The organism is Streptococcus salivarius (genome assembly GCF_002094975.1).
GTDB lineage: Bacteria > Bacillota > Bacilli > Lactobacillales > Streptococcaceae > Streptococcus > Streptococcus salivarius_D.
Genome location: NZ_CP015283.1, coordinates 2,129,984 through 2,144,746 on the forward strand (window position 1 = coordinate 2,129,984; position 14,763 = coordinate 2,144,746).

The following is a 14,763-nucleotide window of genomic DNA, read 5'->3' on the forward strand; positions in this document are numbered from 1 at the left end:
ATGACTAAACTCTCTTGGACTGGTTTTTCCAAGAAGACACCGCAAGAACGTAAGGAGCATTTGAAAAAGAATGCTCTTTTGTCTCAGGAAAATCAAGATCTTCTGGATAAGGACCAACAACTTGCCCTTGAAACAGCCAATCAAATGGCTGAAAATGTTATTGGTCGATTCACACTACCCTTTGCCATTTGCCCAGATGTATTGGTAGATGGTGTGACCTATCAGGTTCCCATGGTTACCGAGGAACCCTCAGTTGTGGCTGCTGCTTCCTATGCTAGCAAGCTCATTAAGCGCTCTGGCGGTTTCACAACTACGATTCATGACCGTCAGATGATTGGCCAAGTCGCCCTCTTTGATGTCCCTGATAAGGTTTCTGCTTCAAGCAAAATTCAAGCAGCCAGTCAGGAACTTATTGAGATTGCCAAAGAGGCTCACCCTTCTATTGTTAAGCGTGGGGGTGGCCCTCGCAAGCTCTGGACTGAGACTAAAGGAAACTTCCTCATTGTCTATCTAGCCGTTGATACCCAAGAAGCCATGGGAGCCAATATGGTCAACACCATGATGGAAGCCCTGGTGCCAGAATTAGAAAACCTGTCAGAAGGTCAAAGCCTTATGGCTATTCTCTCAAATCTAGCCACTGAGAGTCTTGTGACAGCGACTTGTCGTCTTAGCACACGCTTCCTCAGTCGAAATAAGGAAGAGGCACATGACCTAGCCAAGAAAATGGAGATGGCCAGCCAACTGGCTCAGGTGGACCCCTACCGAGCGGCTACCCATAATAAGGGAATTTTCAATGGTATCGATGCCCTAGTTATCGCGACCGGAAATGATTGGCGAGCAGTTGAGGCCGGTAGCCATGCCTATGCTAGCAAGGATGGTAGCTACCGTGGTCTATCCACATGGACTTATGATCAGGAAGCTAAGGAACTTGTTGGAGAATTAACCCTCCCCATGCCAATCGCAACCCGTGGCGGTTCTATCGGACTCAACCCTAGTGCTTCTATCGCCCATGATTTGCTTAATCATCCAGATGCCAAAACCCTAGCCAGTATCATCGTCTCTCTTGGTTTGGCACAAAATCTGGCTGCTTTGAAAGCTCTGACTTCAACAGGAATCCAAGCAGGACATATGAAACTCCAAGCCAAATCTCTAGCCTTGTTAGCTGGGGCTAGTCCTGAAGAGATGCCTCAAGTTTTGGCTGAACTTCTCAAGGCCAAACATATGAACCAAGAAACTGCACAAGCAATTTTGGAGAAACTCAGAACCCCATAAGAAGTGATTCAAAAGCATAAAAAATCACTCTGCCTTATCACATAAAAAATAAAGATGTTGGAAATTTTATCTCAACATCTTTTTTATATCTTCCAAGTTCTGACTTGACTTGAATTTCTATAATGTTATAATCTAGTTATGAAAACTAGATAAAGAGGTTTTTATAATTTGACAACACAACAATACCCTCTCTGGGAAGAATTACCAGAGATTGAACTCTATTTGGATCAGGTTTTGCTCTATGTCAACCAGGTCACCCAAAGCACTCTGGGACCAAACGACAAGGGGCTAACCGCCTCTATGGTCAATAATTATGTCAAACACGGCCATGTCGCAAAACCCATCAAGAAAAAATATAATGCTGCTCAGGTAGCTAGACTTATTGTCATCACTAGTCTAAAGACCGTCTTTGAGATTTCTGAGATTGCTAAAACCTTGGAAATCCTACGAACAGATGCTGAAAGCCAAAAGAGCTACTACAATGACTTTGTAGCCTGTATGAATGGTCAGTTTCCTCAAGAAGCTCCACAAGTCATACTCTCAGCCTGTCAGACGCTTCAATGCTACCGAGCTACTCATCAACTTTTGAACGACCTTGAAGGAGGAAATAATGTCTAATACTGCTACTTTTAATACTTCTCCCAACCTCAAACTCAGTAAAAAACTTAGCTTTGGTGAGGAAGTTGCCAACAGTGTGACTCACGCCGTCGGTGCTGTGGCCATGCTAGTCTTACTGCCAATTACTGCTGTTCATGCCAACAACGGCTATGGTATGACTGCTGCTGTCGGGATGTCTGTTTTCGTTATCAGCCTTTTCCTCATGTTTTTGAGCTCAGCCATCTACCATGCTATGGATTACAACTCACCCCACAAGATGGTTCTAAGAATTATTGACCACAGCATGATTTATATCGCCATTGCTGGAAGCTACACCCCTGTTGCCCTCTCATTGGTTGGCGGTTGGCTAGGCTATAGCATCATCATCCTTCAATGGGGAACAACAATTTTTGGCATTCTCTACAAAATCTTTGCTAAAAAAATCAATGAAAAGTTCTCCCTCTTCCTCTATCTGATGATGGGATGGTTGGTTATCTTCATTATTCCAGCTATCGTCACCAAGACAGGGCCAGCCTTTTGGGGACTTATGCTTGCCGGAGGATTGTCATACACGGTTGGGGCAGCTTTTTATGCTAAGAAAAAACCATACTTCCACATGATTTGGCACCTCTTCATCATGCTAGCTTCAGCTCTGCAATATCTGGGTATCGTCTACTTCATGCTTCCTTAAGCTAATACTAGACTTCTAGGTGTTATGGTATAATAAGGCATACGGAGGTAAATCATATGAAAAAAGAACTCAGACGAGATCCAAACAACAAAATTATTGCTGGTGTTTGTTCTGGTATCGCTAAATATCTTGACATTGACCCTGTCATTATTCGCCTCATTTGGGCTGCAGCGATTTTCTTATTCGGAACAGGCTTTCTTTTCTACATCATTTGCTGGATTATTATCCCAGAAGAAAGCAAGTGGTAAGCTATCATTGAATATACAAAAAAGGTTTGCCAATTGGTAAACCTTTTTTAGATTGAAGATAAAGTTTTTGGAATTTCTTTAGATAATATCGGACCTTAGATGAACTTGTCCAGTGGATGATTTCAGGAATCTAGGAAGCTCCACTATGTATTTCATATTAGCAAACAATAACCTTATTCTCGTGAAAGCAAGTCTTCATGGTCTCTAATCCACTTTTTTATTTGGTATAAAAGTGGTAAAAAATCTTTTCCTAAATCAGTTAAACCATAATAAACTGGAGAACCTGTACTAGCTTTTCCTTCACGACTAATGATATTAATTGACTCTAATTCACGAAGATTTTGAGCAAGAACTTTTCGAGATATAGTCTTCAACCTTCTTTCAAGTTCTGCAAAATGAAGTGTCTCATTTTCTAACGTTAAAATAATAAATATAGCCCATTTCCCTAACAAAGGTTGAGCAAGCTTGCGTAAATAGATTTCGTTTTCCATGTTACCTCTAGGTACCTTCTTTTTCTCATTATTAAAGTCTGTTACTATTGTACTACATTCGAAAGGAGCAAAGCATGGTATTTTTTGAAACAAGAGAATTCGAATTTGAAACACGACGTGTCATGTGGTACTGCCCAAAAGGTGGAAGTGACTTTGCCGAGGTTGAAAATATCTGTCAACAGATCACAGATGGTAACTACGAGTCTTGGTATCATGGCTGGAAAAATGGTGCTGAAAAACTATTAAAACGTAGTCAAAGATATTCCTCTAAAATTAGTCGAGGACATGCTTTTTTGCGAGCCAGTCGTTATTTCCAAGCCTCTGAATTTTTCCTTTCCCCTTTGGATAAAAGAAAAATAAACGTCTATCAATTATCAGTTAAATATTTTTATGAGGGACTAAATACGTTAGAAATTCCTTATCGTTTGGAAAACATTCCGTATGATGATATCTCTTTACGTTCTCTTTATTTCACTCATAAGACAAAAACATGCAAAGGAACACTCTTTATCTGTGGTGGTTTCGATGCCTTGTTAGAAGAACTTTATTTTACAAATGTTGTTGCAGGAATCGAAGAGGGGTATGATGTCATCATTTTTGAGGGACCCGGTCAATCCTCTGTCCTTAGAGAACATCATCTTCCATTTATTCCTAATTGGGAAAAGGTTTGCCAAGCCGTAATTAATTACTACGAAAATCAAGTTTCTAAACCTTTTATCGGAATCGGTCTATCCTTGGGCGGTTTGCTAATGGCTCGCGCACAAGGAAATAAAAATGACTTATTTGATAGTATTGTTTTATATAATTATTTCCCAAGTGTCCTAGAATCCTTCAAAAATAATATCCCTAGAATATTCCATCGTTTCATTGGTGATACAATGCCAAGTTTTGTTGAAAAGTTAGCTATGTTTTATATTCAAAGAAATAAGTTTTTAAATTGGCAGGTTGAACATGCAAAGTGGAATTTTGGAGAATCCTCACTATCTTCTTTGATTAATCGCTGTAAGGAATTTAAGGAAGTAACAATTACAGGGCCCGTTCTCGTACTTTTAGCTGCCAATGATATGTATTACGATAAACAACTAGGTTTTAAGTATTTTGAATCCATACCCTCGAAAGAGAAAAAGTTAATTATTTTTGATAAAGAAAACTACTCAAGCGACCTTCACTGTCAGAATGGTTCTGCTTTTGATAGTAATGACGAAATCTTTGAATGGTTAAGTGAAATAGAGTTACCTTAATTTATAGACATATGTAAAAAAAAGTGATACAGATCTAAATTTCTTACCATTTAGGTCTGTATCACTTTCTTTTTTTATTTTCTCAAGCGGAAAATCAAATAGCTGACATTAACAAGGAGTAAAACACTCCAAAGAATGAGAAAGGGAATATTTCCTCGAACAGCATTGTGCCAAATACCTAGGGCGTATAAGGCCATAAAGACTAGTGAGCCTAGAACTGCTGTTCCCTTATTGTTTTGTGGTTGTTTAGACATATGAACCTCCTTTGATTGCTTGGTCTGATCCGGTTTAAAGCCATAAACCAGAGCGAGAAAAAGTCTGGCTTGGCGTTTGACATCATTTGCCAAAGACCTATGAGACTGAGCATAGATGCCTTTTGGATTGTAGAAAGATTTATCAAACTGTTCAGGCGCTTGCTGTCCCCAACGTTTTTTCAATTTGTTGGGTGAACGAAAGCCCCTAGTCATTCGATTACGAAAATCAGGGTCATGTGGTTGGACCGGCTCCACATCCAATTGCCAGTGGCGCTTGAAATTACCATAGTTAAAACTGGCACCATTAACCACTCCACTCTCGGTCACCTGCTCCGCATCGACCTCATTGAGAAAATTTCCCTGACTATCTAGAATAAACTCAATCCGATTATAGAGAAGAATTTTCAAATTAACACTTGGAATCCCATCAGGATAAACCGCCTTGCCATCACAGATAGAAACCTTCTGGTGCAAACGTCCCTGATCAAACATGGTGAAAGGCTTCCATCTGAGATAGACAGCCAAAGCTTCTTTATCTGTCATCCCTGGCTTTTTATAATGCGTCCTCACATACTGGGCCTGTTGACTAGAAATCAGGTAACGTAGCTGATGGATTTGTCTCTCAATAGAGGCATTCTTAGACAAACTATCACCAGGAAAAGCCAGGTCTACCAATTTAACGACATCCTTCCAAAAGGAATCATGCGGTGCCAAGTCAGGATCAAAATAAGATAAAAGGTGTTGGGTTTCTTCAAGCTCTCCCGATAAATCCTCTGGCATCCCTATATAAGCTAACAATAGCTTTAGCACCTGCAATGGCTGGTAGTCCCTTTGCCAGTCCTCCCATAAGTTTCGAAAGGCTTTTGAACCAATGAGCATCACATCTCTCCTCAATAACATACGTAAATTTAATCAATCGTCTCTTTGATGAACCCCTCTATCTTTGCTACTACCTCTTTGGTCTGATAGTGATAAAGATAATGCGGAGAATCATAAAAAGTCACTTCGATATTTTTCTGGTCCTTTGCAAAGCTAGTCGCATAATGCCGCCAGTCCTTCTGGCTAAAACCAGTACCCCCACCATTCGAGACCATCAGTAAGATTGGAATTTGTGAATCAATGCTAGAAGTAACCTTTTTCGCATTTTCCTTAACAGACAGGCTCTCATTTAACATAGCCTTTGACAAAATTTGACGATAGGCTATCCGTTGATAGAGGCGGTGGTCACTACTACTGAGATTGGCATTAGGCACATATAAGCGACTCGGTAAATACCTTAATAAGCCTAATTGACTTCCCCAACGAGCCATACGTAAAATCTGGGGATGTATTGTTAAATGAGAGTAACTTTCTGGTAGGGCCCAATCTAAACCAATGATAGCTTTCACTTCACTAGGATATTTTTCCTGCCACAGAAGTGTCTCTAAGGAGGCCATCGAATGAGAAAGGATAATATAAGGACCTGAGACATGAGCCCTGGCTAGGGCTTGACGTGTCTCTGAAAGAACCTCAGAAACATCTCGGGACTTGGATGTGTCCTCACTGTAACCATAGCCAGCCCTTTCAACAACGACTATCTTATACTGCTTCGAAAACCCATCATACAAGTCTTTAAAATCTAGAATGGGAGAGGCTGTTCCAGCACCAGAAAGAAAAACTAGAGTTTGTGGCCCCTCCCCCTTTACAAAGACACTCATGTCATGACCATTCACAGACACCATTTGCCCCACAGGATTGAGAGAAGCCTTCTCTCTTTGCAAGGCCAATCTATGATAGGTAAAGCTCGCCAGTAACAAGAGCAGGACTGCTCCCAGCAGAAATAAGAGTCTTTTCATAAAAACGTGCATGGTTTATCCTACTAAAAAGTCAGCTAGCTTAGCTAACCGACTTTCTGATTTATTCGGCATCTGGGCGTGATTTGCGAGCAATATCAGCAAGGATATTTTCTACAAATTCTGACACAGCTTCAGTGTGTGTTTGTTTTTGTCCATAGCGACGAACGTTAACAGTTCCGTCTTCCATTTCCTTATCACCAACAATCAATTGGTAAGGGATTTTTTGTGTTTGAGACGCACGAATCTTGTATTGCATTTTCTCGTTACGTTCATCCACTTCAACACGGATACCACGGTCACGAAGTTGTTTAGCAACTTCCCAAGCGTAATCTGTGTGGGCTTCATTTGAAACTGGGATAACAGTCACTTGTTGAGGTGCCAACCAAGTTGGGAAGGCTCCTTTATAGTTTTCAATAAGGATAGCTGTAAAGCGTTCCATTGTTGAGATAACACCACGGTGAATCATTACTGGACGGTGTTCTTCCCCATCAGCTCCGATGTATTTAAGGTCAAAGCGTTCTGGAAGCAAGAAGTCCAATTGGATAGTAGAAAGTGTTTCTTCATTACCAAGGGCAGTCTTCACTTGGATATCAAGTTTTGGACCGTAGAAGGCAGCTTCACCTTCTGCTTCAAAGTAGTCGAGTTCCATGTCATCCATGGCTGATTTCAACATGCTTTGAGCATTTTCCCACATTTCATCATTGTCAAAGTATTTGTGAGTATCTTTAGGGTCGCGGTATGACAAACGGAAACGATAGTCAGTCAAGCTGAAATCTTCGTATACGTCGATGATCAATTGAAGCGTACGTTGAAACTCATCTTTGATTTGTTCAGGTGTTACGAAGGTATGACCGTCATTAAGTGACATTTCACGCACACGTTGAAGTCCTGTAAGGGCACCTGATTTTTCATAACGGTGCATCATACCAATTTCAGCGATACGGATAGGCAATTCGCGGTAAGAATGCACATGGTGTTTGTAAACTTCGATGTGGTGAGGACAGTTCATTGGACGAAGAACAAACTCTTCTCCATCACCCATATCCATTGGTGGGAACATGTCTTCACGGTAGTGATCCCAGTGACCTGAAGTTTTGTATAACTCAACTGAGGCAATTGGTGGAGTGTATACGTGTTGGTAGCCTGCTGCTACTTCCTTGTCCACGATGTAGCGTTCCAAGACACGACGGATTGTCGCACCGTTTGGCAACCAGAATGGAAGACCTTGACCAACCTCTTGAGAAATCATGAACAAATCAAGTTCTTTACCAAGTTTACGGTGGTCACGTTCTTTAGCTTCTTCAAGACGTTTAAGGTAAGCCTTGAGATCTTTTTTATCGAACCAAGCTGTACCGTAGATACGTTGCATCATAGCATTATCGCTATTTCCACGCCAGTAAGCACCTGCAACATTCAAAAGGTGGAAGACTTGGATACGACCAGTTGATGGTACGTGTGGGCCACGGCAAAGGTCAACGTACTCACCTTGACGGTAGATAGTCAAACCACCTTCGTCTTCTGAGTGCTCTTCAATCAATTCCAATTTATATGGGTCATTTTTGAAGATTTCACGCGCTTCGTCTTTAGTCACTTCTTCACGGATTGATGGGAAGTTTTCTTTAACGATTTTCTTCATTTCTTCTTCGATACGAGGAAGGTCTTCGTTAGAAATTTGACCAGCTTCATTGTCAGTATCGTAGTAGAAACCATCTTCGATAGCTGGACCAACACCCAAATGAATATCTGGGAAAAGGCGACGAGCTGCTTGGGCAAACAAGTGAGCCGCTGAGTGACGCAAGATTGGAAGAGCATCTTCGTGATCAGGTGTCACAATTTCGATGCTTCCATCTTCAGTGATCGCACGAGTTGTGTCAATCAATTTGCCGTTAAATTTACCAGCAAGTGCCTTTTTAGCCAAAGAGTTGCTGATAGATTGTGCAATTTCAAAAGTTGTAACGCCAGGTTCGAATTCACGAACAGCGCCATCTGGGAAAGTAATGTTAATCATCGTATTCTCCTTTATTATTGTTAGCATGAATATTATCGAGGTGCTCTTGAAATCAGGAACAGAAACGTTTTACTATCTTAAATATAAAAAAGCGACATCCTCAAAAGGACGTCGCAACGTGGTTCCACCTTAGTTCATGTACGACAAAAAACGAGTCTGTCCTACACCTCTGATTGGCTCTAACGTGGCCACCGTTTTATGTTTGCATAAAAAGTTAATCGAGTAGTCCCAATCATGTCCTCTGCGTGATTTCCAGCACCACACGCTCTCTGAAAGATTTCCCATGACTGATATGTCTCTATGCGTTATTATAGCATGAAACTGTAATTTTTCAAGCTAATTATCTCTTTTATTAATCAATTCTAAGATTTTATCTAACTAGGAAAATCTGGTGGCTTTCCTAATCCAAAAGTTTCGTGATATTTCTGATTTTCTTGACCTGTTTGGCTGATCCTTTGAGGATACGAACAGAGCCATTAACAGGCAAGGTAATAGCCTTAGTTGGCAAATAAGTTACCATACGCGTCAAGCGTTTCATGGTACTATCTTCACCATTCAAATCATTGTGGAAATCCTTAGAAATCGTAAGGTCCAAGTAATACTCATAGACACGTTTTCCAAAGTTTTCCGCAGAAATTTCATAAAGCTTGTCAGCCCACTTAGTTTCGTCTTTTTCTGGTGTTGCAATGGCAGCTTCCAAAATGGCCCCGGCTAAATCATTATCATGATAATAAAGCGTTCCAAACATCTGGTCTGTAATCACATTATCCAAATAAGGATTTCCATGAGCAATAATCGGGGTACCGCTAGCCAAGGCTTCCAGATAGGTCAAGCCTTGAGTCTCACTGGTTGATGCCGAAATGAAGAAATCAGCAGACTTATAATAAAGTGCTGTCTCACTAGGCGCAATCATACCAGTGAAAACCACCTTGTCCTGAATACCTAGTTTTTTGGCTTGAGACTTAAGATCTGGTAGGTAAGGACCGTCACCAGCCACAACCAAACGCACCTTGTCGTCTTCCTCCAAAACAGAAGGGAGAGCAGCCAGCACAGCCTGGATGTTTTTCTCATAGGACACACGAGAAAGGCTCAACAACATGGTCTCATCAGTGGCAATACCAAGCTTGGCTCTCAAGTCTGCCACATCATCTTCAGTAATCTCTGGACGTTGGAATTTTTCAAGTTCAATTCCAGTTGGAATGACACGTTTTTCAGCTGCAACCTTGTACTTGAGCAAAAGGTCATAAACAATCTCACTCGGACAGATGACTCCATCCAAATCGCTCATAAAGCCTCGAACAATGTACTTAACCATACTTGGACGGATAACCATACCTTTGGCAATATAGCGGACATAGTCTTCATACTGAGTATGGTAGGTATGCACAACAGGAATCCTAAGTTCGCGTGCAATGGCAATCCCTAGCAGACCTAATGAAAACTCTGTCTGCGTATGAATAATATCAAGCTTATATTGTTTAGCAATCTCTAGTGCCTTGGAAAAGCCACGATAAGCTACACGGCGATCCTTAAAAGCAAAGAAAGGCACACTCGGAATACGGACAATCTGCCAGTCTTCATAGCGGTCAACATCTCTATCAGTTGTGGTAAAGATAAAGACTGTATGCCCCATTTTTTCCAACTGCGTCTTCAGCGTGCGAATACTAGTCGCAACACCTGATACCTGTGGAAAATAGGTATCTGTAAACAATCCGATACGCATTTAAATCTCCAATACTTCTTTGTAGGCTTCAACAAGCTTTTGGGCGACATCATCAATCGAGCGACTTTCTGCAACCTTATAGCCTTCTTCACGTTTGTCCACTTTACCATCGATAATATCTTGCAAGGCTACTACAAATTCGTCCACGTTGTGCCCAAATGAGGCCGATTTGTCATCAACCCAGCCTTCATAAACAGGAATATCACGCAAGACCACATGCTGGTGACTGGCAAAGGCTTCTAGCACCACAATCCCTTCAGTTTCCTCGTAAGATGGAAAAAAGAAAGCATTAGCACCACTCATAGCTCCCTGGAAGACGGCTCCCTTGAAATAACCTGGGAAGCTGACATTATCAGGATGCTTACCATTGACAATGTCTCGAATCTTCTTAGGAATTAGCCATTTGCTGATACTACCTAACCAAATGAAACGAACATGAGGCATCTTTTCGGCAACCTTGACGAAATCTTCAATTCCCTTGCGTTGGAAATAAAGACCCGCACAAATAACCACTGGCTGTCCTTCCTTGATACCAAAGTAGTCTCGGAAAACTTCTTCCTTACGTGGATCCTTACCGTATTTTTTCAAATCAATCCCATTTGAAACAGCAATGATTGGCGTGGTAACTCCGTAAGACTGAATCAATTTTTTGGAATACTCAGATGGCGTAATCACGTAATCGGCCTTTTGGTACATGTGGGCCAAATATTTCCCAAAAAGTGGGGCCAAGAGGTTAGAACCGATGAATGAATTTTCAAAGTCCTCACGTGTCGAATGACCATGCATGATGACCTTCTTGCCACGGCGTTTTGCAGCATGCAACAACATCAAGCTGCGTGGCCCATAAGTATTAATATGAACGACATCATAATCACCCAAGATGTCCGTTGTATAGGGAATCCCCGCCAAGTCCAAGGCATGCATCTGATGGTGGAGAGCTCGTCCGATTCCTGATTTTTCAAGAACCGATTTTCCTTCAAGATAAAGTAGAACTTTCATACTCTTCATTATAGCTTAATTTAGTAGAAATTTCATCTTGCAGTTGGCTTTATCTTGATTTCTCATTTAATGAGATGGACAGCCAAATACTAAAAAAGATCGAGAATACTCGATCTTTTAGGTCATCATCTTAAACGTCTTTACGGCGACGATGGCTATATGCTACACCCATGACTGCTGCCACTTCTGCTGCCACACCAAGGGCAAGCAAGGCAGTATCGTTTGCTTGACCAGTCTCTGGAAGTTGAGGTCCTGATTTCTCAGAGGATTGAACTGGCTTAGCTGGTTTTGGAGTCACCGGTGGAGTAGGCGGAGTTGGTGGTGTTGGCGGAACCACTGGTGGTTTAGGTGGGACACTTGGTGGTGTCGGTGGTGTTGGCGGTGTAGGAGGTTTTGGAGAAATGTAACTATTGTTAAATTCTGTATCCAAAGGAAGGAGAACGGCTGCTACAAGTAGATTTTCCTTTTCACCTACAGTCTTAGTAACGGTCACCTGGAATTTAGCCACCATGTTATCATAAACCACGTCAGCTTCATTGCCCTTGACTTCTTCAACAGTGTAGTAGTAAACACCTGGTTTGTCGTAGACAATATTTCCAAAACTAATATTTCCTTGTGCATTATTGGTCACTGTTTGGATAACATTACCCTTGTCGTCCTTGAGGACGAAACTAAACTCACCATCTTTGAGGTTACGACCTGTAAGAACCTTGGTCAATTCGAATTTAGCCTTAGCTGGTTGCACGTCTTTAACATAGTTATTGAAAACAGTGTCTTTTGGATTAGCAACTGTTGATACCAAAGCATCACCATCTCGTGTCACTGTAATCCAGACAGTCGCTTTCATACCATCATAGATGATATCTTCGTTAGTTCCCTTAACTTCTTCAACAGTATAAGTGTAAGTTCCTGCCTTATCAAAGTGAAGTTCACTAAACGCAACACGACCATCAGCTGTATTACCAACTGTTTCGACAATATGACCGGCACTATCTTTGAGAACAAATTGGAACTCATTAGCAGTCAAAGTTTGGTTGACACCTGCCTTAGTCAATTCCTTACTGAACTGAATAGTGGCCTTAGCTGGAGTCACAAACTTGTTGTTAAAGATAGTGTCTTTAGGATTAACCACGGTTGAAACAAGAGCATCGCCATCACGTGTTACCGTGATAGAAACAGCAGCTTTCATGCTGTCATAAACAATTGAGTCATCCTTACCTGTAAGCTCTTCAACAGTGTAGTTGTAAGTACCTACCTTGTTAAAGGTTAACTCACTAAAGGCAACCTGACCATCAGCCGTATTACCAACAGTTTCAAGGACTTTTCCAAAACGGTCTTTGAGAACAAATTGGAATTGATCTGCTTTTAGATCTTGTTTAACGCCTGCCTTGGTCAATTCCTTACCAAATGCAATTTTGGCCTTGGCTGGTGTTACCAATTTATTGTTAAAGATAATGTCTTCTGGATAGGCAACCTTAGCAACCAATTTAACTTGGTTATCTACAGTTTCACGAACAACCTGAATGGTGATATTGGCTTCTAGTTTGTCATAGACCACATCTTCGTCATTACCTGGAACCTCTGTCACACGATAACGATAGATGCCTGGCTTACTGAGTGAGAGATCTGAAAAAACGATTTTACCCTTGGCATCATTAGTGGTTTCCCCTAACTCAACAGGATTGGCACTATCAGTCACATCAACCAATTTGAAGGTAAATTCTTTGTCCTTGAGGTTTCTGCCCGCCAAGTCCTTCTCAAGTTCAAGATTGAAATACGTTTGTTGTTCACCACCTGCATTTCCACGACCTCCAACTAAACGTACTTCATAATCATAATTTTTTGTCTCAGCATTCGTGTATAGGTTAACTTTATTCGTAGTATTATTCTGATTAGATGTTAGCTTTCCTAATCGTGTTTGATACCAAATATAAACCATACGGTCTAGCTGATTAAGATTAAGTTCGAATTTAGTATCGTCGTGAGAAAAACTCTTGATTAACTCCATAGCAGATCCCTTGTCAATCCAAGGATCTGCTGAATCAATATAGCGAAGCTGTAGAGATCCATCCACAAATTTTTGGTTATCAGACCAGGTATCAATCAATTGAAGGTTATTTAAAACACGCCTAGCATAATTAACACGCATCCCCCAATTAATCAAAGTAGGATCATTCTTATCTTGACTACCCCACTTAGAAATAATTTCATCTTCTGGGATAGGATTAGCTTTCCCAACTGTAACATCTATAACATGGCCATCAAAATCAAGGTGTAAATGTTCCCCACCTTCAAAATCCTCTGAAAAGAGAGTATCTAACTCTAAATTCATAAATTTCCCGATAGGATAATCTTCAAAATAACGATTAAATGTGGTTTCAATTTTGTTTGTCTTGGGATCAACCTGAGCAATCCCTACAACTTCGTTATTAGGATTGTAAACATTAACACTATAACCCGTCCTAAACTGTAATGCACTTGGTATAGTGAGAATGACCTTATCACCTGAATTAATAGCTATATCATCAGGAAAAGGAATATTGTGATAAACAACCTTGTTAGTCGCGTACTTATTATTACCATTTGGAAATTCCATTTCCACATCAGGATTTTGAATATGGATTTCAGTTCCTATCTTTGTCACCTTGACATCCGCTGAGACGGGATTGATCGAGTTGGTAATCTTAAGTCCAAAATTATCAAAAGACGTTGTGCTACTATTCTTTGCTTCTGCAAGAGCACTAGCTTCACGTGTCTCATTAACGGCTACAGGTGTCTCACTGAGCCCCTCACTAGTCTTATCTTGTGATGTACTCGTTTGTTCAGAGCTTGCAACCGTTTGCTCTTGAACCGCAGCTTCACTAGTAACAGCAGTCACTGAAATAGCACTGATACTTTCTGCATGAACGGTAGGTTCAACTGTCGCTTCATGACTTGAGACACTAGTGCTTGTCCTTTGGCCCCCACCATCAGACTCGCTAGCTTCCTCAAGTACACTCGTCGCTGGTTGCCCTTTAGGCTCCTCAGCTTGCTCTGCTTTGGCGGTACTCACACCAAAAACTGCAAACGAAAGTAAGACCGATGCAACGCCCACCGTAAACTTACGAATGGAGAAACGTTGCCTCGAATCACCGAATCGGTTATTCATGATTCTATCCTCCCATTATTACAAATCTTAACATTTTTGTAACCCTTTTCATTTTGGATTATACACTATTTTCAGAATTTTGCAAGAAAATTATTTACCTATTTGGATGTTTTGTAAAGCTTTCTAAGATATCAATAGATAGTGAATTTTGTAAGCCCTTATATTATAAGCTTTCTTTCGGGACCCCTCTTTTAATATTGTTTTTATTTCTCATTTTATCGCCATAATTTTAATTCAATTTCCGTCTGAAAAATGC

At 40.9% G+C, this 14,763-nt stretch carries 12 protein-coding genes; 5 read left to right on the plus strand and 7 right to left on the minus strand.

Going from position 1 to position 14,763, the window contains the following annotated elements:
• The 4 genes from V471_RS10055 (at position 1) to V471_RS10070 (ending at position 2,808) form a co-directional block, all read left to right on the plus strand.
• A complete protein-coding gene (locus V471_RS10055; RefSeq protein WP_084871476.1) occupies positions 1-1,272 on the plus strand; it encodes a hydroxymethylglutaryl-CoA reductase, degradative in 1,272 nt (423 codons plus the stop codon).
• A 168-nt stretch (positions 1,273-1,440) separates the two neighbouring features.
• Positions 1,441-1,890 (plus strand): DUF1836 domain-containing protein, encoded by a 450-nt coding sequence (locus V471_RS10060; RefSeq protein ID WP_002885964.1) that lies wholly within the window; start codon positions 1,441-1,443, stop codon positions 1,888-1,890.
• Positions 1,883-2,560 carry a PAQR family membrane homeostasis protein TrhA gene (gene trhA / locus V471_RS10065; RefSeq protein ID WP_002886236.1) on the plus strand — a complete coding sequence of 226 codons (678 nt, stop codon included), beginning with the start codon at positions 1,883-1,885 and terminating at the stop codon, positions 2,558-2,560. Before V471_RS10060 ends, trhA begins: the two co-directional genes overlap by 8 nt.
• A 56-nt stretch (positions 2,561-2,616) precedes the next feature.
• On the plus strand, positions 2,617-2,808 hold the full coding sequence (locus tag V471_RS10070) for a PspC domain-containing protein (RefSeq protein ID WP_002886147.1): 192 nt from the start codon (positions 2,617-2,619) through the stop codon (positions 2,806-2,808).
• A 173-nt stretch (positions 2,809-2,981) separates the two neighbouring features.
• Here V471_RS10070 and V471_RS10075 read toward each other — a convergent pair whose 3' ends face one another.
• The gene (locus tag V471_RS10075; RefSeq protein WP_070849625.1) at positions 2,982-3,299 is read right to left on the minus strand and encodes a winged helix-turn-helix transcriptional regulator; all 318 of its coding nucleotides are present in this window, start codon (positions 3,297-3,299) and stop codon (positions 2,982-2,984) included.
• A 74-nt stretch (positions 3,300-3,373) separates the two neighbouring features.
• On the opposite strand from V471_RS10075, the gene V471_RS10080 reads away from it, so the two are divergent.
• The gene (locus V471_RS10080; RefSeq protein ID WP_084871477.1) at positions 3,374-4,540 is read left to right on the plus strand and encodes a dipeptidyl aminopeptidase; all 1,167 of its coding nucleotides are present in this window, start codon (positions 3,374-3,376) and stop codon (positions 4,538-4,540) included.
• 74 nt (positions 4,541-4,614) lie between these two features.
• On the opposite strand, the gene V471_RS10085 is transcribed toward V471_RS10080, so the two are convergent.
• The 6 genes from V471_RS10085 to V471_RS10110 form a co-directional block, all read right to left on the minus strand.
• Positions 4,615-5,673 carry a DUF3114 domain-containing protein gene (locus tag V471_RS10085; RefSeq protein ID WP_084871478.1) on the minus strand — a complete coding sequence of 353 codons (1,059 nt, stop codon included), beginning with the start codon at positions 5,671-5,673 and terminating at the stop codon, positions 4,615-4,617.
• Positions 5,674-5,702: 29 nt separating this feature from the next.
• A complete protein-coding gene (locus V471_RS10090; protein ID WP_045001872.1) occupies positions 5,703-6,641 on the minus strand; it encodes an alpha/beta fold hydrolase in 939 nt (312 codons plus the stop codon).
• 49 nt (positions 6,642-6,690) lie between these two features.
• The gene (thrS, locus tag V471_RS10095) at positions 6,691-8,637 is read right to left on the minus strand and encodes a threonine--tRNA ligase (protein ID WP_014633430.1); all 1,947 of its coding nucleotides are present in this window, start codon (positions 8,635-8,637) and stop codon (positions 6,691-6,693) included.
• 400 nt (positions 8,638-9,037) lie between these two features.
• A complete protein-coding gene (locus V471_RS10100) occupies positions 9,038-10,360 on the minus strand; it encodes a glycosyltransferase family 4 protein (protein WP_014633432.1) in 1,323 nt (440 codons plus the stop codon).
• On the minus strand, positions 10,361-11,359 hold the full coding sequence (locus V471_RS10105) for an LTA glycolipid anchor biosynthesis glycosyltransferase, IagA/BgsA family (RefSeq protein WP_021144521.1): 999 nt from the start codon (positions 11,357-11,359) through the stop codon (positions 10,361-10,363).
• Between the two features lie 130 nt (positions 11,360-11,489).
• The gene (locus tag V471_RS10110; RefSeq protein ID WP_084871479.1) at positions 11,490-14,507 is read right to left on the minus strand and encodes a Spy0128 family protein; all 3,018 of its coding nucleotides are present in this window, start codon (positions 14,505-14,507) and stop codon (positions 11,490-11,492) included.
• Positions 14,508-14,763: the final 256 nt, after the last annotated feature.